Origin of the sequence: Agrobacterium salinitolerans, assembly GCF_027498475.1 — a bacterium.
Taxonomy (GTDB): domain Bacteria; phylum Pseudomonadota; class Alphaproteobacteria; order Rhizobiales; family Rhizobiaceae; genus Agrobacterium; species Agrobacterium salinitolerans.
The window spans coordinates 377,934-399,744 of the sequence record NZ_JAPZLN010000001.1 but is presented as its reverse complement, the minus strand read 5'-3'; the positions used below and the strand labels follow the sequence as shown (position 1 = coordinate 399,744).

At 59.5% G+C, this 21,811-nt stretch carries 19 protein-coding genes, 1 tRNA gene and 1 riboswitch; of the genes, 15 read left to right on the top strand and 5 right to left on the bottom strand.

The window, feature by feature from the left end:
* Nucleotides 1–112: 112 nt before the first annotated feature.
* The 7 genes from phoR (at nucleotide 113) to phoB (ending at nucleotide 8,047) form a co-directional block, all read left to right on the top strand.
* Nucleotides 113–1,384 (top strand): phosphate regulon sensor histidine kinase PhoR, encoded by a 1,272-nt coding sequence (gene phoR / locus O9X91_RS01875; RefSeq protein WP_142912663.1) that lies wholly within the window; start codon nucleotides 113–115, stop codon nucleotides 1,382–1,384.
* A gap of 195 nt (nucleotides 1,385–1,579) precedes the next feature.
* The gene (locus O9X91_RS01870; RefSeq protein WP_142912664.1) at nucleotides 1,580–2,614 is read left to right on the top strand and encodes a substrate-binding domain-containing protein; all 1,035 of its coding nucleotides are present in this window, start codon (nucleotides 1,580–1,582) and stop codon (nucleotides 2,612–2,614) included.
* A gap of 263 nt (nucleotides 2,615–2,877) precedes the next feature.
* Nucleotides 2,878–4,362, top strand: a complete 1,485-nt coding sequence (gene pstC / locus O9X91_RS01865) for a phosphate ABC transporter permease subunit PstC (RefSeq protein ID WP_142912665.1) — start codon at nucleotides 2,878–2,880, stop codon at nucleotides 4,360–4,362.
* Complete coding sequence (gene pstA, locus O9X91_RS01860) at nucleotides 4,359–5,681, top strand: phosphate ABC transporter permease PstA (RefSeq protein ID WP_077985366.1); 1,323 nt, start codon at nucleotides 4,359–4,361, stop codon at nucleotides 5,679–5,681. The genes pstC and pstA overlap by 4 nt, the downstream gene beginning before the upstream one ends.
* A gap of 14 nt (nucleotides 5,682–5,695) precedes the next feature.
* Nucleotides 5,696–6,511 (top strand): phosphate ABC transporter ATP-binding protein PstB, encoded by an 816-nt coding sequence (pstB, locus tag O9X91_RS01855; protein ID WP_077985367.1) that lies wholly within the window; start codon nucleotides 5,696–5,698, stop codon nucleotides 6,509–6,511.
* A gap of 96 nt (nucleotides 6,512–6,607) precedes the next feature.
* Nucleotides 6,608–7,333, top strand: a complete 726-nt coding sequence (gene phoU, locus O9X91_RS01850; RefSeq protein WP_077985368.1) for a phosphate signaling complex protein PhoU — start codon at nucleotides 6,608–6,610, stop codon at nucleotides 7,331–7,333.
* Nucleotides 7,334–7,363: 30 nt separating this feature from the next.
* Entirely contained in the window at nucleotides 7,364–8,047 is a 684-nt protein-coding gene (gene phoB, locus O9X91_RS01845) for a phosphate regulon transcriptional regulator PhoB (protein ID WP_003493692.1), read from the top strand.
* 379 nt (nucleotides 8,048–8,426) lie between these two features.
* Here the strand turns inward: phoB and O9X91_RS01840 are convergent, their stop codons facing one another.
* On the bottom strand, nucleotides 8,427–8,960 hold the full coding sequence (locus tag O9X91_RS01840; RefSeq protein WP_077985369.1) for a GcrA family cell cycle regulator: 534 nt from the start codon (nucleotides 8,958–8,960) through the stop codon (nucleotides 8,427–8,429).
* Nucleotides 8,961–9,391: 431 nt separating this feature from the next.
* Between O9X91_RS01840 and O9X91_RS01835 the strand changes: the two genes are divergently transcribed.
* From O9X91_RS01835 to O9X91_RS01825, 3 genes are all read left to right on the top strand, one after another.
* Nucleotides 9,392–10,591 carry an aspartate aminotransferase family protein gene (locus O9X91_RS01835; protein ID WP_142912668.1) on the top strand — a complete coding sequence of 400 codons (1,200 nt, stop codon included), beginning with the start codon at nucleotides 9,392–9,394 and terminating at the stop codon, nucleotides 10,589–10,591.
* Between the two features lie 57 nt (nucleotides 10,592–10,648).
* Nucleotides 10,649–11,566, top strand: a complete 918-nt coding sequence (argF, locus tag O9X91_RS01830) for an ornithine carbamoyltransferase (RefSeq protein ID WP_003519982.1) — start codon at nucleotides 10,649–10,651, stop codon at nucleotides 11,564–11,566.
* A gap of 242 nt (nucleotides 11,567–11,808) precedes the next feature.
* A complete protein-coding gene (locus O9X91_RS01825; protein WP_077985372.1) occupies nucleotides 11,809–12,798 on the top strand; it encodes an Hsp33 family molecular chaperone in 990 nt (329 codons plus the stop codon).
* A gap of 54 nt (nucleotides 12,799–12,852) precedes the next feature.
* Here O9X91_RS01825 and apaG read toward each other — a convergent pair whose 3' ends face one another.
* Complete coding sequence (gene apaG, locus O9X91_RS01820; RefSeq protein WP_003503545.1) at nucleotides 12,853–13,245, bottom strand: Co2+/Mg2+ efflux protein ApaG; 393 nt, start codon at nucleotides 13,243–13,245, stop codon at nucleotides 12,853–12,855.
* A 232-nt stretch (nucleotides 13,246–13,477) separates the two neighbouring features.
* Nucleotides 13,478–14,662: an O-succinylhomoserine sulfhydrylase gene (locus O9X91_RS01815; protein ID WP_077985373.1), complete on the bottom strand. Its 1,185-nt coding sequence runs from the start codon at nucleotides 14,660–14,662 to the stop codon at nucleotides 13,478–13,480.
* Between the two features lie 43 nt (nucleotides 14,663–14,705).
* Nucleotides 14,706–14,784, bottom strand: a riboswitch (SAM riboswitch).
* Between the two features lie 73 nt (nucleotides 14,785–14,857).
* Between O9X91_RS01815 and O9X91_RS01810 the strand changes: the two genes are divergently transcribed.
* The 4 genes from O9X91_RS01810 (at nucleotide 14,858) to O9X91_RS01795 (ending at nucleotide 17,286) form a co-directional block, all read left to right on the top strand.
* On the top strand, nucleotides 14,858–15,955 hold the full coding sequence (locus O9X91_RS01810) for a 2'-deoxycytidine 5'-triphosphate deaminase (protein WP_269833368.1): 1,098 nt from the start codon (nucleotides 14,858–14,860) through the stop codon (nucleotides 15,953–15,955).
* A 56-nt stretch (nucleotides 15,956–16,011) separates the two neighbouring features.
* A tRNA-Gly gene (locus O9X91_RS01805) sits at nucleotides 16,012–16,085 on the top strand.
* Nucleotides 16,086–16,214: 129 nt separating this feature from the next.
* Nucleotides 16,215–16,940 (top strand): aquaporin Z, encoded by a 726-nt coding sequence (gene aqpZ, locus O9X91_RS01800; protein WP_269833367.1) that lies wholly within the window; start codon nucleotides 16,215–16,217, stop codon nucleotides 16,938–16,940.
* Between the two features lie 52 nt (nucleotides 16,941–16,992).
* Nucleotides 16,993–17,286, top strand: coding sequence for a hypothetical protein (locus O9X91_RS01795; RefSeq protein ID WP_162520452.1), 294 nt, complete (start codon nucleotides 16,993–16,995; stop codon nucleotides 17,284–17,286).
* A gap of 205 nt (nucleotides 17,287–17,491) precedes the next feature.
* Here the strand turns inward: O9X91_RS01795 and O9X91_RS01790 are convergent, their stop codons facing one another.
* Nucleotides 17,492–19,423 (bottom strand): glycosyltransferase family 2 protein, encoded by a 1,932-nt coding sequence (locus tag O9X91_RS01790; protein ID WP_269833366.1) that lies wholly within the window; start codon nucleotides 19,421–19,423, stop codon nucleotides 17,492–17,494.
* A gap of 170 nt (nucleotides 19,424–19,593) precedes the next feature.
* Here O9X91_RS01790 and O9X91_RS01785 point away from each other — a divergent pair, with 170 nt between their 5' ends.
* Complete coding sequence (locus tag O9X91_RS01785; RefSeq protein ID WP_077985426.1) at nucleotides 19,594–20,355, top strand: transporter substrate-binding domain-containing protein; 762 nt, start codon at nucleotides 19,594–19,596, stop codon at nucleotides 20,353–20,355.
* A 37-nt stretch (nucleotides 20,356–20,392) separates the two neighbouring features.
* Here the strand turns inward: O9X91_RS01785 and uppX are convergent, their stop codons facing one another.
* Nucleotides 20,393–21,685 carry a Wzx-type polysaccharide biosynthesis protein UppX gene (gene uppX / locus O9X91_RS01780; protein ID WP_165691358.1) on the bottom strand — a complete coding sequence of 431 codons (1,293 nt, stop codon included), beginning with the start codon at nucleotides 21,683–21,685 and terminating at the stop codon, nucleotides 20,393–20,395.
* Between the last annotated feature and the right edge of the window lie 126 nt (nucleotides 21,686–21,811).

Sequence of the window (21,811 nt, the reverse complement as noted above, 5' to 3'; positions counted from 1 at the left end):
TCGATTTCGCGCATATACGTTGTGGAAAATGCGCGGTGATGAATCTCTGTCATGAAGCTGGCCTATGAGATTTCGATGCGCTGTCAGATGAAAGTGGAAAGAGCAGGCTTAAATGGCAGTCATGGAAGGCGATGGTGGATTAAGGCGTTTGGGAAAGAAGCTCGGCCGGAACTGGTTGCCCCTTCTCATCGTCAGTATGCTCGCCATCGTGGCCGTTGCCGAGCTTAACACGCCCTATATGCCCGCCGCCCTGTGGCTTTGCGCCGTTATTGCCCTCCTCACCGGCCGGGAGGGCCCGGTGCCAGATTCCGCAAAGGACGGAAGTCCGGCTGCCGAGACGGATGAACAAGAAGTGCCCGGCGAAAACGTCATTTCCGGCGTAAGGGCGGGGCTCGCGGTTCTGGACACGCCCGTTTTCATGCTCGACAGGAACGCCAGCGTGCTGTTCCAGAACGGCGCGGCCGAGCGCGCCTTCGGCCAGTTGCCTGCCGGCGCGCATATTTCCGCCCGGTTGCGCTCTCCCGGCCTTTTGGATGTCATTCGCGAAACCATCACCACCGGCCAGCCCAATCAGGTCGAACATTCGGAGCGCTTCCCTTCCGAACGGGTCTTCATCGTCCGCATCGCCCGTGCGGATGTGGGTGAGGGAGTAGGCCCGCCATTTTACATCCTGTCCTTCCGCGACGTCTCGGAGCTTCGCCGCATCGACCGTATGCGCAGCGATTTCGTCGCCAATGCGAGCCATGAATTGCGCACGCCGCTTGCCTCTCTGCGCGGTTTTATCGAAACCATGCAGGGGCCGGCGCGCAACGACCCCAAGGCGCAGGAACGTTTCCTCGCCATCATGCTGGATCAGGCAACCCGCATGAGCCGGCTGGTGGACGATCTCATGTCCCTTTCGCGGCTGGAACTGCGTGCAAATATCGCGCCGGACCAGAGGGTCGATCTCGTTCCCGTCATCGGCCATGTGCGCGATACGTTGCTGCCGCTTGCCGACGAGCTTGAGGTGACCATCACGCTGCACCTGCCGGACCGGCCGGCGGAAGTGCAGGGAGATCGCGACGAACTGGTGCAGGTGTTCCAGAATCTCGTTGAAAATGCTTGCAAATACGGCCAGGAAGGCAAGGTCGTGGATGTCTGGTTGCGGGCCGAACCCGGCAAACCTGTGGAGGTGAGCGTCATCGACAAGGGGCCAGGCATTCCCGCCGAACACGTGCCCCGCCTGACAGAGCGTTTTTATCGTGTCAGCGTCGCCGACAGCCGGTCGAAAAAGGGCACGGGTCTCGGCCTTGCCATCGTCAAGCACATCCTCACCCGCCATCGCGCCCGCCTCATCATTAAATCGGAATTGGGCAGCGGCACGGACTTCACGGTCAGATTTTGACATAAAATATGCATCTGTTTTTGATGTGGTAAATATTTATAAATAAAATCAATAGTTTAAATTGTCACAAATCTTTCGTCAAAGTGACATAAAAGGAAGTGGCTACGGTGGTTAAGAAAAGGTCGCCGAGCGCAAGCTAAGAGCGAGTGTCGCTATCGGCTGCGTCCACAACAAAGCCCACGACGGGAGAGACAAATGAACATCGTTAAATTTTCCGCAGCAGCTCTGGTGGCTTCTGTCGCCTTCGCTGGCGCCGCCGCTGCTCGCGACCAGATCCAGGTTGCCGGTTCCTCCACGGTTCTGCCCTACGCCAAGATTGTTGCCGAGACCTTTGCCGAAACCTTCCCGAACTTCAAGGCTCCGGTTGTTGAGTCCGGCGGCACGGGCGGCGGTCTGAAGGCGTTCTGCTCCGGCGTCGGCGAAGGCACCATCGACATCGCAAACGCTTCGCGCAAGATCAAGGCCGACGAACTGGCCGCCTGTAAGGCTGCTGGTGTTACCGACGTTCAGGAAGTGAAGATCGGTTACGACGGTATCGTTTTTGCGATGGACGCTTCCAACAAGGACATCAAGCTGGAGCCGAAGGATCTTTACCTTGCGCTCGCCGCTGAAGTCGTCAAGGACGGCAAGCTCGTTGCCAACCCCTACAAGAAGTGGTCGGAAATCAACAAGGAACTGCCTGACGTCGCTATCGCCGCTTACATCCCGGGCTCCAAGCACGGCACGCGCGAAGTCTTCGAAGAGAAGATCATGGCTGACGGCTGCAAGGAAGCCGGCGCCACCGACGTCATCAAGACGCTCATCACCGACGCCAAGCAGGCCGCTGCAAAGTGCGTTGCAGTTCGCAAGGACGGCGCAGCTGTCGATATCGACGGCGACTACACCGAAACGCTCGCTCGTATCGACGCCAACAAGACCGGCCTCGGCGTTTTCGGCCTCGCTTTCTATGAAAACAACGCTGACCGTCTGAAGGTTGCGACCGTTTCGGGCGTCGTTCCGTCCACCGAAACCGTTGCCAGCGGCAAGTACCCGGTTTCGCGCCCGCTGTTCTTCTACGTGAAGAAGGCTCACCTGGGCGTTATCCCGGGTCTTAAGGAATATGTCGAGTTCTTCACGTCCGACGAGATGATCGGCCCGGATTCCCCGCTCGCCAACTACGGCCTGGTTGCCGCCCCCGACGCAGAGCGTGAAGAAATCCGCTCGAAGTTCTCGGCCGGCTCCACGATGTAATGAAGAAGGAGGGGCGCGGCTTTGCTGTGCCCCTCATTCAGCCTCGCTGGGGCCGTCGTCCGCGGTTGATAGTTCCCATTCATCGCCATCCACATGATTGTCGATGGATTTCAGATGGATAGGATGTATCAACCTTGACGCTTGCCAGACGATGATACAGTCAGGCGGCAGGCATCACGGCATGGTCCAGCGGTCTCGTTTTGATGACTTTTTGATTTGCCCGATATCGCACCGTGCCCTTGAGGCACGCCGAGGGAACTCTAATGAACACATCGATCCTTTTGCTGCTACTGGCGCTCATCGGCATCGGCAGCTATCTGCTCGGCAGCCGGCGCGCCGTCGCCCTGTCTGGCGGTCGCCCGTCCAACATGCATTCCCGTGCCGGTTATCACGGCTCTTACGCGGTCGTCTGGGCGGTGCTGCCCGCGGCGTTCATTCTCTGCGCCTGGCTCATTGTCAGCCCGTTGCTCGTCACTTCGGCGGTGCGCGGCGATTTTCCCGAGGATGTGCGCGCGCAGTCCGAAGCGCAGCAGAGCCTGACCTACGGCATGGTGACCTCCATCGCCCGTGGCCTGCAGCGGCTGACGCCGGAGGAAACCGCGCAGGTCGAGGCGGATACGGCCGCGGTCCGGCCGCTTCTGGCTTCCAAGGGTGTTGCAATCGCCGGTGATCCCGAGCGTTTCATGATCGATGCCGCCCACACGCTCAACAGCATGACCGCCACCAGCCGCATCGCGATGATCGCCATCGTCCTGCTGGCCGCATTCGGTGGCGCCGCCTATGCGCTGCGTGCGATCGCGCCGCGTTTCCGGGCGCGCAACAAGGTCGAGAAAGTCATTCTCGCGGCCCTGCTCGTCGCTTCGTCCATCGCCATTCTCACGACCATCGGCATCGTCTTTTCGATGCTGACCGAGGCGATCCAGTTCTTTACCATGGTGCCGGCGCACCAGTTCTTTTTTGGAACGGTCTGGGATCCGCGTTTTGCTGCGGCGGGTGCCACAGACTCCGCCGGCCAGTTCGGCCTAATCCCGCTGCTCGCCGGCACGCTTTATATCGGTTTCGTCGCCATGCTGGTTGCGGTTCCGGTCGGTCTCTTCTCGGCGATCTACATGGCGGAATATGCCTCGCCGCGTTTCCGCTCCATGGCAAAGCCGCTGCTTGAAGTGCTCGCCGGCATTCCCACCATCGTCTACGGTTTCTTCGCGCTGACGACGGTCGGTCCTTTCCTCAGAGACATCTCCACGCAGATCAATGGTCTGGCGACGGGCGACTACGCCAATTTCATCCAGGCGCAGAGCGTCATCACCGCCGGCTTCGTCATGGGTATCATGCTGATCCCGTATGTGTCGTCGCTGTCGGACGATATCATCACCGCCGTGCCGCGCTCGCTGCGTGACGGTTCGCTCGGTCTTGGCGCCACGCGTTCCGAAACGATCAAGAGGGTCATTATTCCGGCCGCTCTTCCCGGCATCGTCGGCGCCGTGCTGATGACGGCTTCGCGCGCCATCGGCGAAACCATGATCGTGGTTCTGGCCGCCGGCGTGGCGGCCCGTCTTCAGCTCAACCCCTTCGAGCCGATGACCACCGTCACCGTCAAGATTGTCAGCCAGCTCACCGGCGACCTCGAATTCACCTCGCCGCAGACGCTGGTCGCCTTCGCGCTCGGCATCACGCTTTTCGCCATCACGCTTTGCCTGAATATCTACGCGCTTTACATCGTGCGCAAATACCGGGAGCAATATGAATGACCGACATCGTTTCTCCCGCAGCCGGCGCGAGCGCCGTCAACAGGGCCACGCGCCGTGATATCGGCATCAAGCGCCGTTATGCCGCCGAACGCCGCTTCCGCGCCTACGGCATCGCGGCGATCTCCTTCGGCCTCATCTTCCTCTTCCTGCTGCTCTGGTCGGTTTTCTCCAAGGGTTACACCGCTTTCCAGCAGACGATGATCACCGTTCCGGTCGAGTTTTCCGAACAGATCATCGATCCGAAGAATGAACGCGCCACAAACCCGACAAAGCTGATGACGGCCAATTATCCCGTCGTCGCCCGCGATGCGGTCGCCAAGGTTCTTGGTGTTGCGCCGACGGACCGCGCCGGCCTACGCGCCGTCAGCCTGCTGATTTCCGACAGCGTGCGCACGCAGCTTCGCGACATCGTCGTTGCCGATCCCGCCGTTATCGGCACCACGCGCACCGTCACGCTTCTCGCTTCGGGGGATGTCGACAGCGCCTTCAAGGGCCAGGTCGATCTGACGGCGGATGAAGCCAATCGCCGCATCTCTAACCAGCAGCTCGGCTGGATGAACCAGCTCGCCGAAAGCGGCCAGCTCGGCAAACATTTCAATACCGGCATCTTCTTCAACGGCGCGTCGAGCCGTCCGGAAGCAGCGGGTGTGGGTGTGGCGCTGATCGGCTCCTTCTACATGATGCTGATCGTGCTGGTGCTGTCATTGCCGATCGGCGTCGCGGCCTCCATCTATCTCGAGGAATTCGCCCCGAAGAACCGTCTGACGGATCTTATCGAGGTGAATATCAACAATCTCGCGGCCGTTCCTTCGATTGTTTACGGTCTGCTCGGCCTCTCGGTCTTCATCAACTTCATGGGCTTTCCGCGCTCGGCCTCGCTGGTCGGCGGCCTCGTCCTGACGCTGATGACCCTGCCGACGATCATCATTGCGACGCGCGCTGCCCTGAAGGCCGTGCCGCCGTCTATCCGCGCCGCCGCCCTCGGCCTCGGCGCTTCCAAGATGCAGACGATCTTCCACCATGTGCTGCCGCTCGCCATGCCCGGCATCCTCACCGGCACCATCATCGGTCTCGCCCACGCGCTGGGCGAAACGGCGCCGCTGCTCCTGATCGGCATGGTGGCATTCGTCGCGAATTACCCGACAACGCCGATGGATCCGTCCACGGCCCTGCCGGTGCAGATTTACATGTGGGCGAACGAAGCCGAGCGTGCCTTTGTCGAAAGGACATCCGGCGCTATCATCATCCTGCTTTTGTTCCTCATTGTCATGAATGTTGGCGCAATCCTGTTGCGTCGCCGCTTCGAACGGCGCTGGTAGAGGGAGATTGAGCAATGAACATGTTGTCGGAAGCAGCAGTTGAAAAGGCGCTGGACAAGAAAATGAATGAAGTCTCATACAAGATGATCGGCAAGGACGTTTCGGTTTATTACGGCGAAAAGCGTGCGCTCTACGACGTGAACCTGAATGTTCGCGAAAATACGGTGACGGCGCTGATCGGCCCGTCTGGCTGCGGTAAATCCACCTTCCTGCGCACCCTGAACCGCATGAACGATACGATCGACGGTTGCCGGGTGACCGGAAAAATCACGCTCGACACCGACGATATCTACGATCAGGCAATCGATGTCGTGGAATTGCGCGCCCGCGTCGGCATGGTGTTTCAGAAGCCGAACCCTTTCCCGAAGTCGATCTACGAAAACATTTCCTACGGTCCGCGCATCCATGGTCTCGCCCGCAACAAGGCGGATATGGACCAGATCGTCGAGCAGAGCCTGCAGAAGGCCGGCCTCTGGAACGAAGTGAAGGATCGCCTGCAGGAATCCGGCACGGGTCTTTCCGGCGGTCAGCAACAGCGCCTGTGTATCGCCCGCGCGGTTGCCGTCAGCCCGGAAGTGATCCTGATGGACGAACCCTGCTCGGCGCTCGACCCTATCGCGACCGCAAAGGTCGAGGAACTGATCCACGAGCTGCGCACCAATTACACCATCGTCATCGTCACGCACTCCATGCAGCAGGCGGCGCGTGTTTCCCAGCGCACGGCCATGTTCCACCTTGGTCACCTTGTCGAGGAAAACGAAACCGACAAGATGTTCACCAATCCGGACGACCAGCGCACGCAGGATTACATCATGGGCCGCTTCGGCTGATCCCGGCCGGCGCTTTATCGAAACCGAACAAGACTGGTGCCTCTGCCGTGCCCGCTTCCGGGCACGCGCATGCAGGCCAAGCCGGAGGACTAGACCATGACACAGACAACGACCCATTCGCATATTCTGTCGGCATATGACGACGAACTGAAATTCCTGACGCGCCGTATCGCCGAAATGGGCGGTCTGGCGGAACAGATGTGCGCCGATGCCGTGCGTGCGCTCGTCAACTCCGACGCCGCACTCGCCCAGAAGGTCATTTCCGACGACGCGATCCTCGATCATTCCGAGCGTGAGATCGGCGACAAGGCCATCGTCACCATCGCCAGGCGCCAGCCGATGGCTGCAGACCTTCGCGAGATCATCGGCACGCTACGTATTGCAGCGGACCTCGAACGCGTTGGCGACCTCGGTAAGAATACTGCCAAGCGTGTCATCGCGGTTGCCGGCACCGGCGTGCCGCGCAAGCTCGCCCGTGGCATCGAACACCTCTCGGAACTGGCGCTGGTACAGCTCAAGGAAGTCCTCGACGTCTATTCGACACGTTCGGCGGAGAAGGCAAATGCCATCCGCGAGCGCGACGAGGAAATCGACGCCATGTACACGTCGCTCTTCCGTGAGCTTTTGACCTACATGATGGAAGATCCGCGCAACATCACTACCTGCACGCATCTTCTGTTCTGCGCCAAGAACATCGAGCGTATCGGCGACCACGCCACCAATATCGCCGAGACGATCTATTACATGACCACCGGCAGCCAGCCGGAAGGCGAGCGTCCTAAGGATGACAGTTCCAACACGCTCGGTTCGGTGACCGAGTAACAGACAGGCAGCGGCTTGCGGAGTTAGTATATGGTGCCCAAGATTGCAGTTGTGGAAGATGAGGAAGCGCTGAGCGTGCTGCTTCGTTACAATCTCGAGGCTGAGGGATATGACGTCGACACGATACCCCGTGGAGACGAGGCCGAAATTCGGCTGCAGGAACGTATTCCAGACCTTCTTATCCTGGATTGGATGCTTCCCGGCGTTTCCGGTATCGAACTGTGCCGTCGGCTCAGAATGCGGCCGGAAACCGAACGCCTGCCCATCATCATGCTGACGGCGCGCGGTGAGGAAAGCGAAAGGGTTCGCGGCCTCGCCACCGGCGCCGACGATTATGTCGTCAAGCCGTTCTCGACACCGGAACTCATGGCCCGGGTCAAGGCCATGCTGCGCCGGGCTCGCCCCGAGGTTCTGTCTTCGGTGCTGAAATGCGGCGATATCGAACTGGATCGCGAGACCCATCGCGTTCACCGCAAGAGCCGCGAAGTGCGCCTCGGCCCAACGGAGTTCCGCCTGCTGGAATTCCTGATGACCTCTCCCGGCCGGGTGTTTTCCCGCTCACAATTGCTGGATGGCGTCTGGGGTCACGATATCTATGTGGACGAACGCACCGTCGACGTGCATGTCGGACGTCTGCGCAAGGCGCTCAATTTTTCGCATATGCAAGATGTCATCCGCACCGTGCGCGGCGCCGGATATTCAATGGAAGCCTGAGGAAACCGAAACCGATGGTTTCACTCGGGAAAAATTCCCAAAATTCAGAAGGCCCGCAGCCGGGATGGTGGCGGGCCTTCTGAATTCGAACCTTCCCCAACGCGTGTCCTTGTTGTTTTTGAAGGCGACAGACGGTCTGCTGAGAGTCGGATTGCGCGGTGAAACCAGACAGGAGGGATGGCGCGGCACGTCGCCGACGAACTCAAAGTATTTGCCGCAAGGGCGTGTCGCGATTTTACATCCGCAGAAGGCGGAAGAAGAGGAATTGGGAGCGCCTCTCAAACAGCGTGCGCCCATTCCGGGACCGCCTTGAGTTTTGCCATAAAAAAACGGGCCCGAAGGCCCGTAGTTTTTGAGTGTCGAATGCGTGCCGCAACACTCAAGCTTTGCGACGTTCGCTTACCGGCTGGTAGGCGAGTTTCGCATGGAACTTGCAATAGGGTGACGATTCCAGCGCTTCACAACCGCAGAAATGGAAATCGTCTTTCAAGGGATCGCCGACCGGCCACTTGCAGGTGCGCTCCGTCAGTTCCGTCAACGTCAGGCGACGGGAAATCGGGGTGACGACGTTTCTGGAAGGAACGTAATCGAGGACTTCCGCGGTCTCGATGCCGATCTCTTCCTGAAGAGCCGTTGCTGCGTTGGAACGGGTCAGAACCCGAGCAGGCGCTGTGCCGACACGGCCCGCGAAATTCGTCGCGCGCGGGGCAGGAGCGGCGGCGCGCTTGGGCGCGGAACGCGCCGAAGTGACCGGGCCGCCGGCCTTGACGCGACCCGGCAGGTTGAGACGGTGGACCTTGCCGATGACGGCATTACGGCTGACACCGCCCAGCTGCGCTGCTATCTGGCTGGCGCTAAGTCCCTCGGACCACAATTTCTTGAGTTTTTCGACCCGTTCGTCTGTCCAGTTCATGCCGCTTCTCCGCTCGTCGCGTATAATGTCGGCAGAATCCATCTCCGCCTCGCGGGCGTGCCGCGAGCGTGGTTTCTGCCTGATTTTCGGTGACTAGTTCCGCCGCAATGCAGTCTAGTAATTAGCGATTAACCTAGTGCCACGCAGACTCCGTGGCAAGAGTCGTGGGAATCATCTCGAATCGATTTTCCGGTTTTCCCCAACTTGCTGGCGAGTTGAGTCTGAAAGGCAACACCTTGGGCCTCATCCACCGCCACCTACTAGGGCTTGAGACGCCCGAGAAACGCGGACTTTTGTTGACATCGGCAGGCGAAGTGACAATAGTGCCCCTGCCGCCGCGAGGCGGCATTTTTGATTTTCAGGCGAGGGATAACCCCGAAAGCCTATTGACAACTGTCTGACAGCGCAACCGCGCAAGGAGTGATACAGCCATGGCCGAAGCCGCCGCGCCATTGTTCGATACGTTTGCAAGAGCCCCCCTGCGCTTCGAGCGAGGCGAGGGCGTCTGGCTGTTCACGGAAAGCGGCGAACGATATCTGGATTTTGCGGCCGGCGTTGCGGTCAATTCACTGGGTCACGCCCACCCGCACCTCGTGGAGGCGATCAAGACCCAGGCCGAGAAGGTCTGGCACGTCTCTAACCTTTATGAAGTGCCGGGCCAGGAAAAGCTTGCAAAGCGCCTGACGGAAGCGACATTCGCAGACAAGGTCTTCTTCACCAATTCCGGCGCGGAAGCGCTGGAATGCGCGATCAAGACGGCGCGCCGTTATCATTATTCCAAGGGGCATCCGGAAAAGTTCCGCATCGTCACCTTCGAAGGCGCCTTCCACGGCCGCACGCTCGCGACGATCGCCGCCGGCGGCCAGCAGAAATATCTCGAAGGTTTCGGTCCCAAGGTCGAGGGTTTCGACCAGGTGCCCTTCGGTGACGTTGATGCGCTGAAAGCCGCTATCACGGACGAGACGGCCGCGCTGCTGATCGAACCCATTCAGGGTGAGGGGGGTATTCGCGCACCAGCCAAGGAATTCCTGCAGCTGCTGCGGTCGCTCTGCGATGAGCATGGCATGCTGCTGATTTTCGACGAGGTCCAGACTGGTGTCGGCCGCACGGGCAAGCTCTTTGCCTATGAGCAGACAGGTGTTGCGCCGGATATTATGGCGGTTGCCAAGGGTATCGGCGGCGGCTTCCCGCTCGGCGCCTGCCTTGCGACGGCGGATGCCGCTTCCGGCATGACGGCAGGCGTGCATGGCACCACCTATGGCGGCAACCCGCTGGCCATGGCTGTTGGTAACGCCGTACTTGATGTCGTCCTCTCCGAGGGCTTCCTGGAAAAGGTTCGTGATGTCGCGCTGGTTTTCCGTCAGGGCCTTGCTTCGCTGAAAGATCGTTATCCCGATGTCATCGAGGAGATTCGCGGCGAAGGCCTGCTTCTCGGCATCAAGGCGAAGGTTCCCTCGGGTGAGCTGTTGCAGGCCATGCGCGCCGAGCATCTGCTGGGTGTGCCGGCGGGCGACAACGTCATCCGTCTTTTGCCGCCGCTCGTCACCACGGCGGAAGAGGCCCGCGAGGGCTTGGCGCGCGTGGAAGCGGCCGCCGCTTCACTGACAGTGAAACAGGCAAAGATCGCCTGAGGAAACAATAAATAGCGGGCCTCTTCCCCGAGGCTCGCGAGCATGGGACAGTTTGAAATGGCTTCACCTAAACATTTTCTCGACCTGTCGGCCGTCAGCTCGCAGGATCTGCGGGCAATTCTTGACGATGCCCGCGCACGCAAGGCCGCCACCAAGGCCGGAACGGCGGAAAAGCCGCTAGCTGGCAAGATGCTGGCAATGATCTTCGAAAAGCCGTCCACCCGCACGCGCGTCTCCTTCGATGTCGGTATGCGCCAGCTCGGCGGCGAGACGCTTTTCCTCTCTGGTACGGAAATGCAGCTCGGTCGCGCCGAAACGATCGGTGACACGGCCAAGGTGCTGTCGCGCTACGTCGACGCCATCATGATCCGCACGACGGATCATTCGCGCCTGCTGGAGCTTGCCGAACATGCGACGGTACCGGTCATCAACGCCCTGACGGATGACACGCACCCCTGTCAGATCATGGCGGATATCATGACCTTCGAAGAACATCGCGGCCCAGTCAAAGGCAAGACCATTGCCTGGACAGGTGACGGCAATAACGTCCTGCATTCCTTTGTGGAAGGCTCGGCCCGTTTCGGTTACCGCATGACGATGGCCGTACCGATGGGCTCCGAACCGCATGACAAGTTCCTGAACTGGGCGCGCAATAATGGCGGCGAGATCATGCTGTGCCACGACGCTGACAAGGCCGTTGCGGGTGCGGACTGTGTCGTCACCGATACCTGGGTGTCCATGAACCAGGAACACAAGGCGCGCGGCCACAACATTTTCCAGCCCTATCAAGTCAATGAAGCTCTGATGGCCAAGGCGGAAAAAGATGCGCTGTTCATGCATTGCCTGCCGGCCCATCGCGGAGAGGAAGTAACGGATGCCGTGATCGACGGTCCGCAATCCGTCGTCTTCGACGAGGCGGAAAACCGCCTCCACGCGCAGAAGTCCATCATCGCATGGTGCATGGGCGTCATTTGATGAGCAGTCGCCCGGCCTGACACGCGTCACGCCGGGTGCTTGAACTTGACCGTATAGATTACCATCTGTGGGACTTCGAAGAGGCTCGTCGGTTTTGCTGGCGGGCCATCATCACGATTTGCACGTTTTTCCCCGGAAGCGGTTTCTCTTCCCGGGTCTCTGTGCGACAAGCGAAAAAAGCACATTTCGAAAGCCGGACTTTTGGACGGTAGCGGCGCCACGGCTGCGCCAAGGAGTATGACATGGCAGATGTAACGGTTGAACTGGACGATCTCGATTTTGCTGGCGACGATAAGGTAGTGCCCTTTCAGGTCGAAGGTCTGGATGTGCGCGGTCGCGCCGTGCAGGTGGGTCCGCTGTTGAACGCCATTCTCGAGCGGCATGACTATCCCCCGACGGTCGCCCGCCTGCTGGCGGAAGCGACCGTTCTGACGGCGCTGATCGGCACCTCGCTCAAATTTTCCGGCAAGCTCACGCTTCAGACCAAGGGCGATGGTCCGGTCGATCTTCTGGTCGCGGATTTCACCGCGCCGGAAAGCATGCGCGCTTATGCCCGTTTCGATGAGGAACGGCTGGCGGCGGCGGTTGCGGAAGGTGCAACCTCGCCGGAGCAATTGCTCGGCAACGGCATTCTGGCCTTCACGATCGATCAGGGTGCGGGCATGCAGCCCTATCAGGGCATTGTGCCGCTCGATGGCTCCTCGCTGGAAGACATTGCCGGCGTCTATTTCCGCCAGTCGGAACAGCTTCCCACCCGCGTGCGGCTGGGCGTTGCCGAGTTCTTCGACCGTGATGGCGAAGGCAAGCCGCGTCATGGCTGGCGTGCGGGCGGCGTTATCGCGCAGTTCCTGCCGCAGGCGCCCGAACGGCTGCGTATGCGTGACCTGCATGGCGGTGACGGCGATGAAAGCGGTCACGAGGTGCAGGAGGACGATGCCTGGACGGAAGCCGTCACGCTGTTGAACACGGTGGATACCGACGAACTGACCGATCCACAGGTGCCGGTGGAACGCCTGCTTTTCAGGCTTTTCCATGAGAGTGGCGTGCGCATCTATGATCCGCAGGCGGTTTTCGACCGTTGCAGCTGCTCGCGGGACAAGATCAAGGGTGTGCTGTCAGGCTTCACTGCCGAGGAGATCAAGGCGAGCGAGGAAGACGGCGCTATCGCCGTGACCTGCGAGTTCTGCTCCACCACCTATCGCTACGATGTCAGCGAATTTGAAAATGCCTGAATAGAAAGCCGCGCCCTATAAAGAGTGCGGCTTTTTCATTTGCCGGGCGCGTGGTCAGTTCAGAACCCGCATCAGACCCGGTGAATCCAGCGAAAAGGCGGGTATGGTGACGTTGAACACCTCGCCATTTTCCGTTTCCATTTCATAATGGCCGAACATCAGGCCGGAAGGTGTATCCAGCGGGCAGCCGGAGGAATATTCGTAGCTGTCGCCCGGTTTCAGATGCGGCTTCTCACCCACGACGCCCGGTCCATAGACCTCATCCACCTGACCGTTCTGATCGGTGATGTGCCAGTAGCGATTGACGAGGGTGACCGGAATATCGGAATTGTTCGCGATCACGACTTTGTAGCCCCAGACGTAACGATCGTCATCCGGGTCGGATTGTTCCTCGAGATAATACGGATCGACCGTTACCTCGATATCCCTTGTCAGAGCACGATACATACGCGCCACACCTCGATATTATGCCTGCCGCCGTATCCTACACTATAGGCTCTGGCTATCGTCAAGAAAATGAATGACTTGACGGGCAGGAGGCGTCTCCTGATGCGCTTTTTTCCACCGTTAGGGATAACGGTAAAGGTAAATATTGGTTGCCTGATGCGGTCTTTCGGGCTGGACAGGCGAACCATGGCCCGACACGCGGTCAGGCCATGGCGACTTGCCGATTGAATTCTCAGGCCGAAACGGCCGCAAGACCCTTTGCCAGATCCTCCAGGAGATCGTCGGTATCCTCGATGCCGCAGGAAAGGCGCAGAGTGCCGCCGGAAATGCCGAGCTCGGCGCGCGCCTCGTCAGTGAGGTTCTTGTGCGTCGTCGTGCCGGGGTGGGTGATGAGGCTCTTGGCGTCGCCGAGATTGTTTGAAATCTTCACGATCTCAAGCGCGTTCTGCAGCTTGAAGGCCGCTTCCTTGCCGCCCTTCAGTTCGAAAGCCACAAGCGTCGAACCGCCCGACATCTGCCGGGCGATAATGTCCGCCTGCGGGTGATCGGCGCGGCCGGGATAGATGACCTTGGCGACCTTGTCGTTCTCCGCGAGAAAATCGGCGATTTTGCCGGCATTGGCCGTCTGCTGTTTGACGCGCAGCGGCAGCGTCTCGATACCTTTCAGAAGCGTCCAGGCATTGAAAGGCGACATGGCCGGGCCGGTATGGCGGAAATAATCCTGCAGTTCTTCTTCGATCCATTTCTTGTCGGAAAGGATCACGCCGCCAAGGCAGCGACCCTGACCGTCAATATGCTTGGTTGCCGAATACACGACGATATGCGCGCCGAGTTCGAGCGGCTTCTGGAAAAGCGGCGTCGCAAAGACGTTGTCGACCACCACTTTCGCGCCGATCTGGTTGGCGAGTTTCGCCACACCGGCAATATCAACCACTTCGAGCGTCGGGTTGGTTGGGCTTTCGAGGAAGAACAGCTTGGTGTTCGGCTGGATCGCCTTTTCCCAGTTGCCGAGATCGCGTCCGTCGATCAGCGTGCATTCGATGCCGTATTTCGGCGCAAGCGTCTCGACCACCCAGCGGCAGGAGCCGAAGAGGGCGCGTGCGGCAACGATGTGATCGCCGGCGCGTAGCTGGCACATGATGGCGGCGGTGACGGCGGCCATGCCCGAGGCAAGCGCGCGGGCGTCTTCAGCGCCTTCCAGCAGGCACATGCGTTTTTCGAACATGTCATTGGTAGGGCTCGCATAGCGGGCGTAGATGAAACCGTCTGTTTCGCCCTTGAAGCGCGCTTCGGCGGCCTCGGAGTTTTCGTAGACGAAACCCTGGGTCAGATAGATTGCTTCCGACGTTTCACCATACGGTGAGCGTAGCGTACCGCCGTGAACCAGCTGGGTTGCCGGGCGCCATTTATTGCTCATGTGATCCCCTTCAAAACAAAAAAACCGGCCGCAAAAGCAGACCGGTTCCTAGCACCCGGTCTTTTTAGCCACTTGTTTAACGTGGCTGCAAGCCGACCGGCCAAATCACCACGGGATAAGCTTGCCATACTGCCGTTATCGGCTTGCGTCAATGCTTTCCTTTTGGTTTTGTCGCCGTAAAAAGGAATGACAACCATGACCAGAACCACGGGCATTTTGGCGGATGGCGCAATCCGGGCGCTGTTTGCGGGCGGCAAGCTGAAGAGCGAGGCCGATCTCGATGCTGATCAGGTCCAGCCCGCCAGCCTCGATCTCAGGCTCGGCTCGAAGGCCTATCGCGTGCGCGCCAGCTTCATGCCCGGTCCGGGAACCCAGGTGATCGACAAGCTCAATCGTCTGAGCCTGCACGAGATCGATCTCACCCAGGGCGCGGTGCTGGAAACCGGCTGCGTTTATATCGTCCCCTTGATGGAAAGCCTCGCGCTGCCGGCGGACATGTCGGCGTCGGCCAATCCGAAAAGCTCTACCGGCCGCCTCGATATCTTCACCCGCGTCATGACTGACGGCGCGCAGGAATTCGACAAGATACCGGCGGGTTATGCCGGCCCGCTCTATCTGGAAATCAGCCCGCGCACCTTCCCGATCGTCGTGCGACGCGGCTCGCGCCTGTCGCAGATCCGCTTCCGCACCGGCCATTCGCTGCTCAACGAAAGTGAACTGCTGAAGCTGCACGAGACGGAAATGCTGGTCGCCAGCGACACGCCCAACGTGACCGGCGGCGGCATCGCGCTTTCGATCGACCTCAAGGGTTTCGGCGAAAACGGACTGATCGGTTATCGCGGCAAACATCACACGGCGGTGGTGGATGTCGACAAGAAGGCCCAGCATGACGTTCTCGATTTCTGGGAGCCGCTCTACGCGCGCGGCCGCGCCGAACTGATCCTCGACCCGGACGAATTCTATATCCTCGTCTCGCGCGAAGCTGTCCACGTTCCGCCGCTCTATGCGGCTGAAATGACGCCCTTCGACCCGCTGGTAGGCGAATTCCGTGTGCACTACGCCGGCTTCTTCGATCCGGGCTTCGGCCATGCGCAGGCGGGCGGCACCGGCAGCCGCGCCGTGCTCGAAGTGCGCAGCCACGAAGTGCCCTTCATCCTCGAACACGGGCAGATCGTCGGTCGGCTTGTTTACGAGCATATGCTGGAAAAACCGGAAGGCCTCTACGGAACCGGCCTCGGCTCCAACTATCAGGCCCAAGGACTGAAGCTCTCCAAGCATTTCCGCGCCGAATAACGAACCCGGCGGGTGCTTGACACCCGCTGCGAACTATCCGATGTCTTATGCGCGGTGCGGGTGTAGCTCAATGGTAGAGCAGCAGCTTCCCAAGCTGAATACGAGGGTTCGATTCCCTTCACCCGCTCCAATTCCACCCCAGCAAATAATAGGCCTCTTGCCGCCGTTACATTCGCGGACCGAGCGAATATGTGATTTAGCTTGACTACAATTAAATTGCACGTAATAGTTGATGCGGTCGTAACATAGGGGAAGTGTTATGAGTCGCAAACTTCTTTCGGAATTTCTGGGAACCTTTTGGCTCGTGTTCGGGGGATGCGGCAGTGCGGTTTTTGCCGCAGCCTTTCCAGAGCTCGGCATCGGCTTCCTTGGCGTCGCTTTCGCTTTCGGTCTGACGGTTCTGACCATGGCCTATGCGGTAGGCGGCATTTCGGGCGGTCACTTCAATCCGGCCGTTTCAGTCGGCCTCACCGTTGCGGGTAAATTCCCGGCGGCGAGCCTCTTGCCTTACATCGTGGGGCAGGTTCTGGGGGCGATCGTCGCAGCTGCGGCGCTTTATGTCATCTTCACCGGCAAGGCGGGGGCTGACATTGGCGGTTTTGCCGCCAATGGTTATGGCGAACACTCGCCGGGTGGATATTCTCTCGTATCGGCGCTGCTGATCGAAGTCATCCTGACGGCGTTTTTCGTGATCGTTATTTTGGGTTCGACACATGGCAGGGTTCCGGTCGGCTTCGCGCCGATCGCCATCGGTCTTGCCCTTACCCTTATTCATCTGATTTCCATTCCGGTCACCAACACATCTGTCAATCCGGCCCGCTCCACGGGACAGGCATTGTTCGTTGGCGGATGGGCGCTGCAGCAGCTCTGGCTGTTCTGGCTCGCTCCGATCCTCGGCGGCGCCATCGGAGCCGCGATCTGGAAAATCTTCGGCGAGGAAGAGAAGGCCGGCCATGCCGGTTCGGTTCAACCTGCCCAGACATGAATAAGAGGCTTTGTTTCCTCGAATGGTCGGGGAAACGACTGAGGAGGATGACATGGATCTTGCTTCGATATTGGCCCAGATCGTCGGCGGTGCGGTAGGTGGCACGGCGGGCGGAAAGATAGTGAAGGACTCCGATCTTGGTTCGCTCGGCAATCTGATTGCGGGCGCCATCGGCGGACTCGGCGGCGGAACTGTGCTCGGTTCGCTGCTCGGCGCGGCGGGAGACGCGGCAGCCGGTGGCGTGGATATCGGCGCTCTCGCCGGCCAGCTGGTTGGCGGCGGTGTCGGCGGTCTGATCGTGCAGATCATCGTCGGCCTGATTAAGAACAAGCTCGTTGCCAAGTAGAGCGGTTCGGTCGCCTTCAAGATGAAATGAAGGACCTTGCCGAAGGAGGAGCTTTGTTCGGCAAGGAACGGCTCGCGTTATCGATGACGGCGGTAACGTAAGGCCTGAGGCGGCTTTGCTGGCAGCGGCAATGTGATAGGAGCCGTGAGCCGCCGTTACTCGAAACAAGTATCTCGATTGTTTTGGTTCTATCGAAGATACCGGATCATGAGGTATTTTTGACGGCTGGCGCGTGTGGCGTCTTGTTCCATGCAAAGGGTTTGGTCTTGAGTTCCACCACGGCCCGCCAGGCCGCGATGGACAGCATCAGCCAATATGCGGGCATTGCCAGCCACCGCCTTCCGACATGCCGTCTTTCATAGGCGATCATTCTGCTGCGGCCCATCAGGACGAAGATCGTGTAGCTTCCGACGATATTCAGCACATCGATAAAAAACAGAAGACCCTGCCAGGAGAGCAACAGGTCGGCGCCATTTTCCCGAAGAGCGATGGTCATGAATGCCAGCGAAACGAAGAGCAGGGGGTGCGCCAGCGACGACAGAAGCATACCTCCGATCAGCAGTTGAAAGACCACATAGGCAAACCATCCCATGCCGCGCGCGGTCGCAAAGGGCGCACGGGTCATCACCAGCCAGCTTTGCAGCCAGCCCTTGTACCAGCGTGTTCGCTGGTTCAGCCACACGGATAGTGAGGTCGGCGCATCCTCCAGCGTCTGTCGCCGGATAACGCCGCAACGATAACCCAGCCGATGCAGCCGGAGGCCGAGATCGGCGTCTTCCGTTACATTATAGGGGTCCCAGGCGCCAGCCTTCCGCAGCACGGCGGTCCGGAAATGATTGGAGGTGCCGCCAAGCGGCAGCGGCAAGCCATGTGCGGCAAGGGCAGGTAAGATGCAGCGGAAGAGGGCGGAATATTCCAATGCGAAACACGCGCTGAGCCAGGAGAAAGAAGCATTACTGATGATAAGCGGGGCCTGCAGGCAGGCTAGCTCGTCGGGTTGGTTGCGGAAGGCGCTATAGGCTTCGCGCAATTGCTGCGGATGGGGCCGGTCCTCGGCGTCATAGATGACAACGAATGCGCCGCGTGCGCCGGAAAGCGCGTAAGTCAGGGCCTTTGGTTTGGTGCGCGGTAAGGAGGGCGGCACCCTGACAACCTCTATATGCGGCCCGGGATTCATCCGCTGGATCGCCTCAATTGTCGCACCGTCGTCTGCCTCGCAGACAAGCTTTATGTCCAGTCGGGATTTGGGCCAGTCCAGACGCTCCAATGCGCCGATGAGCTGCCCGACGACGTCCTCCTCCCGGTAAAGCGCCACCAGAACAGTATAGACAGGCAATTGGCTTTCCTGCCGAAGAGGCAAGGTGGCGTCCTTTTCCATGGATAGATGGAAGAGCGCGAACAGCCTGAAAAGCAGGGTCAAGAGGTAAAGCATCGTCAGGGTGGCATGCAGGTACGTAAATGCCGCTTCCGTATAAAACACCAGCGACAGAATAAGCAGGGTAAGGAGAACGCCGCTGCAAAAACCCTGCTCGCCGTGAAGCGTGATCCTGGCGGAATGGTGTGGCGCCGTGTTGAAAAGCAGCTGTTGGGTTTCCGCCAAGCGACGGGTCTCGCCCGCTTTCCAGATTGCGCCGCGCATGGCCTGCGGGGTTGTCACGGCAAAATCGTCGAGAAGACGCGGGCGCTGATCCAGCATGTTTTTCAGCGACGCCATCCGCGCCAGTTCCGGCACAATCAGCAGCGTTGGCGTGCCGTTCAGCGGTGTCAGCCGCAGGAACCTTGGTTCGGAGAGCTGAGTGTCCAGCCCGTTCAAGTCCGTCACGCGATCCGGGCCGATTTCCGGGAGAAACGGCAACCGAAGGAATCTGGCGAAAGCGCCGAAATAGGCATCCGCCGTGACGAGACCGCTTGCCAGCAATTCCTCCTCCAAAGTTGAGCCATTTTCCAGAGCCCGCTGTTCGAATGCCTCGATATAGGGTCCGCCCAATCCCAGCGAAGAGAGAAAGCGGACCTGTCCGGTCTGGTCCTGTTCGGAAGCGGTTGGGAGTGGATTTTCACTGGCGTGGGAAAATGCAATTTTTCGTGTCGCCGGCGTCATGCGAAACGAATCTCGTGTATATTGCCTAAAATAATCCATGCATCGCCGCCGCCGTCATGGTAACGCCCAACTTCCTGCCACGGATAGTATAGATGAGAATGACGAATGTAACGCGGAATATAAGTTTCGGATTTACTTTAGCTTTCGCTTTACAATTTACTGGTTTTTTTAGCGATGTGCGTGCAGAAGGCCTGTCGGACGGGAACCGGATGCCGGTGCTTTTCGATGCGCAGGAGCGGTTTCCGGGCGGCGATCTTTCTTCCGTTCCCCGCATCAGATTTCTGATGTCGGTCGATTTCCCGCCCTTCAATTTTACCGATCAGGAAGGCCGGCTTGCGGGTTTCCATGTCGATCTGGTGCGTGAAATCTGCGCTCAGTTGAAGGTCGAAAGCAAATGCCAGGTGCAGGCGCTGCCATTTGACGAGCTGGAGGCGGCTTTGGAATTGGGCGAGGGCGAAGCTGTGATTTCCGGCCTCGCCACTACCGCCGACCTGCGCAAGAGTTTTACCTTCTCGCGGCCCTATCTCCTGATGCCCGCCCGTCTTGCGGTGAACAAGGCGGCGAAATTCACCGGCTCCGGTGCTGATGCGCTTTCGGGAAAGAAGGTGGGTGTGGTTGCTGGCTCGCGGCACGAACAGATGCTGAAGGCTTTCTTTCCAAAGGCCGCGGCTGAGGGCTTCGACGGCTACGAACCGATGTATGACGCGGTGAAGAAAGGCAAGGTAGACGCCATTTTCGCCGACGGTCTGCGTCTGCCTTTCTGGGTTTCCGGAAGCGCGTCCGAAGGCTGCTGCGCACTCTACGGCGGTCCCTACATGTCCGACAGGTTTCTCGGTGAAGGCCTATCCATCATGACCGTCGATCCCGACAACGTGCTTGTTCCGGCTTTCGATCAAGCGCTGGCGGCCCTTTCCCGTAACGGCAGGCTGGAAGAAATCTACCGGCGTTATTTCCCTTATGGGCTCTATTAGGGAGAGCCGGCCACCAGATCGGCTCCTATGCCAGCTCTTATTTGGCTGGCGCGAAAACCTCTTCATTGCGGCGCAGGCGCAGAAGCGCGATCCACACGGCGGCGGCGATGGCGGTTTCCACCATGAAATAGCTGCCGATCGTTCCCGAAATGCTGAAGGACCATGTGAAGAAGGCGACGACGACGGAGCCGATGAGGTTGCCGCTGTTCCAGATCTTCGCGCGAATATCCTGCCGTCCGGATGCGCCGAGCGCCTCGAGCGCGGTGGCGGCAACAGCCATGGGCAGAACCGCCCAGCAAAGCACGCGGGTGATGATGGGCAGCGAAACATATTCATCGCCGAACAAAAGCGGCAGGAATGGCGCGATGATGAAAATGACGAACGCGCTGCCGGTCGCGATGAAAAGCGCGGCCTTCAGCACGTTATAGGCGCGCTCTATGGTCTTGCTGATGCCCTGCAGGGCGGCGGAAGCCGAGCCGGGATAGATCAGCCGGTTGAGGGCCTCGACGGAGAGATAGGAACTGTCGAGAATGCGCCGGGCGATGGAGTAGCTGCCCAGCACCTCGGCGCTGGCAATGGCGCCGAGAACGAGAATATCGGCATTGCCGCGCACGGCCTTGAACAGGAACTGGGTGGAAAACAGGATGCCGATGCGGATTTCCTCGCGCACGATGCGGAACACCGGGCTGCCGAGTCTCGCTATTGCCTTGACCGAGATCATGGCCGCAATGGTGTGGGCCGCAAGGTTCCACAGCGCCCAGGCTTCTACGGTCTCTACCTTGAAGATGAGGCAGGCGACCACCGCGGCAATGGTTCGGGCGACGGCAAACATCACTTCCAGCTTGTTGGCGGAGGCGAAGTCGGAATGGGCGATGAAGCTCTGCGTGGAAAGCGAGATGACTTTCAGGAGGACGAGGTTCGTGAACAGAATCAGGAAGGTGGTGATCAGCGTGTGCAGCAATGTTTCCGAGGTCGGGAAAAATACCGGGATCGTCACCATGCCGACGATCGTCAGCACGACGCCTGTCGCGGCGCTCAAGAGATAGCTGTGGCCGAGCATGACGGGAAACATGCTGCGATCCTGCGCGACGCGGCGGATCAGCGATTCCTGCGAGCCGATGCCGCAGATCTGGACGCCGAGATTGGTGACGGCCGTGATGGAGGCATAAAGCGCGAATTGTTCGACGCCGAGATGGCGGGCAAGCAGCGCGAAGGTCAGAAGCTGGGCGGCGCTGGACATGAGGAGCGCCCCGCCGGACGCCATGTAGGTCAATCCCAGTCTGACTAGATGGCCGAGCCGCGGCGTATTGAACGACACCTCATTCTCCATGTTTTCCGGCATTGCCGGACGAATTCAAAAATGGCTGTGCTGCTTTTTTAGAATTCAGCGAACTGAAAAAGCCGCAACTGGCCAATAATGTGAAAGTCCGCGATCCGTATGAATGGCAGTTTATCC

Coding starts and splice junctions, on each gene's coding strand:
- O9X91_RS01795 (WP_162520452.1), top strand. CDS start 16,993: ATGGATCTTGCTTCGATATTGGCCCAGATCGTCGGCGGTGCGGTAGGT.
- O9X91_RS01840 (WP_077985369.1), bottom strand. CDS start 8,960: ATGAACTGGACAGACGAACGGGTCGAAAAACTCAAGAAATTGTGGTCC.
- apaG (WP_003503545.1), bottom strand. CDS start 13,245: ATGTATCGTGCTCTGACAAGGGATATCGAGGTAACGGTCGATCCGTAT.
- phoU (WP_077985368.1), top strand. CDS start 6,608: ATGACACAGACAACGACCCATTCGCATATTCTGTCGGCATATGACGAC.
- O9X91_RS01815 (WP_077985373.1), bottom strand. CDS start 14,662: ATGAGCAATAAATGGCGCCCGGCAACCCAGCTGGTTCACGGCGGTACG.
- O9X91_RS01790 (WP_269833366.1), bottom strand. CDS start 19,423: ATGGATTATTTTAGGCAATATACACGAGATTCGTTTCGCATGACGCCG.
- phoR (WP_142912663.1), top strand. CDS start 113: ATGGCAGTCATGGAAGGCGATGGTGGATTAAGGCGTTTGGGAAAGAAG.
- uppX (WP_165691358.1), bottom strand. CDS start 21,685: ATGGAGAATGAGGTGTCGTTCAATACGCCGCGGCTCGGCCATCTAGTC.
- pstB (WP_077985367.1), top strand. CDS start 5,696: ATGAACATGTTGTCGGAAGCAGCAGTTGAAAAGGCGCTGGACAAGAAA.
- O9X91_RS01825 (WP_077985372.1), top strand. CDS start 11,809: ATGGCAGATGTAACGGTTGAACTGGACGATCTCGATTTTGCTGGCGAC.
- pstC (WP_142912665.1), top strand. CDS start 2,878: ATGAACACATCGATCCTTTTGCTGCTACTGGCGCTCATCGGCATCGGC.
- pstA (WP_077985366.1), top strand. CDS start 4,359: ATGACCGACATCGTTTCTCCCGCAGCCGGCGCGAGCGCCGTCAACAGG.
- argF (WP_003519982.1), top strand. CDS start 10,649: ATGGCTTCACCTAAACATTTTCTCGACCTGTCGGCCGTCAGCTCGCAG.
- O9X91_RS01870 (WP_142912664.1), top strand. CDS start 1,580: ATGAACATCGTTAAATTTTCCGCAGCAGCTCTGGTGGCTTCTGTCGCC.
- O9X91_RS01835 (WP_142912668.1), top strand. CDS start 9,392: ATGGCCGAAGCCGCCGCGCCATTGTTCGATACGTTTGCAAGAGCCCCC.
- phoB (WP_003493692.1), top strand. CDS start 7,364: ATGGTGCCCAAGATTGCAGTTGTGGAAGATGAGGAAGCGCTGAGCGTG.
- aqpZ (WP_269833367.1), top strand. CDS start 16,215: ATGAGTCGCAAACTTCTTTCGGAATTTCTGGGAACCTTTTGGCTCGTG.
- O9X91_RS01785 (WP_077985426.1), top strand. CDS start 19,594: ATGCCGGTGCTTTTCGATGCGCAGGAGCGGTTTCCGGGCGGCGATCTT.
- O9X91_RS01810 (WP_269833368.1), top strand. CDS start 14,858: ATGACCAGAACCACGGGCATTTTGGCGGATGGCGCAATCCGGGCGCTG.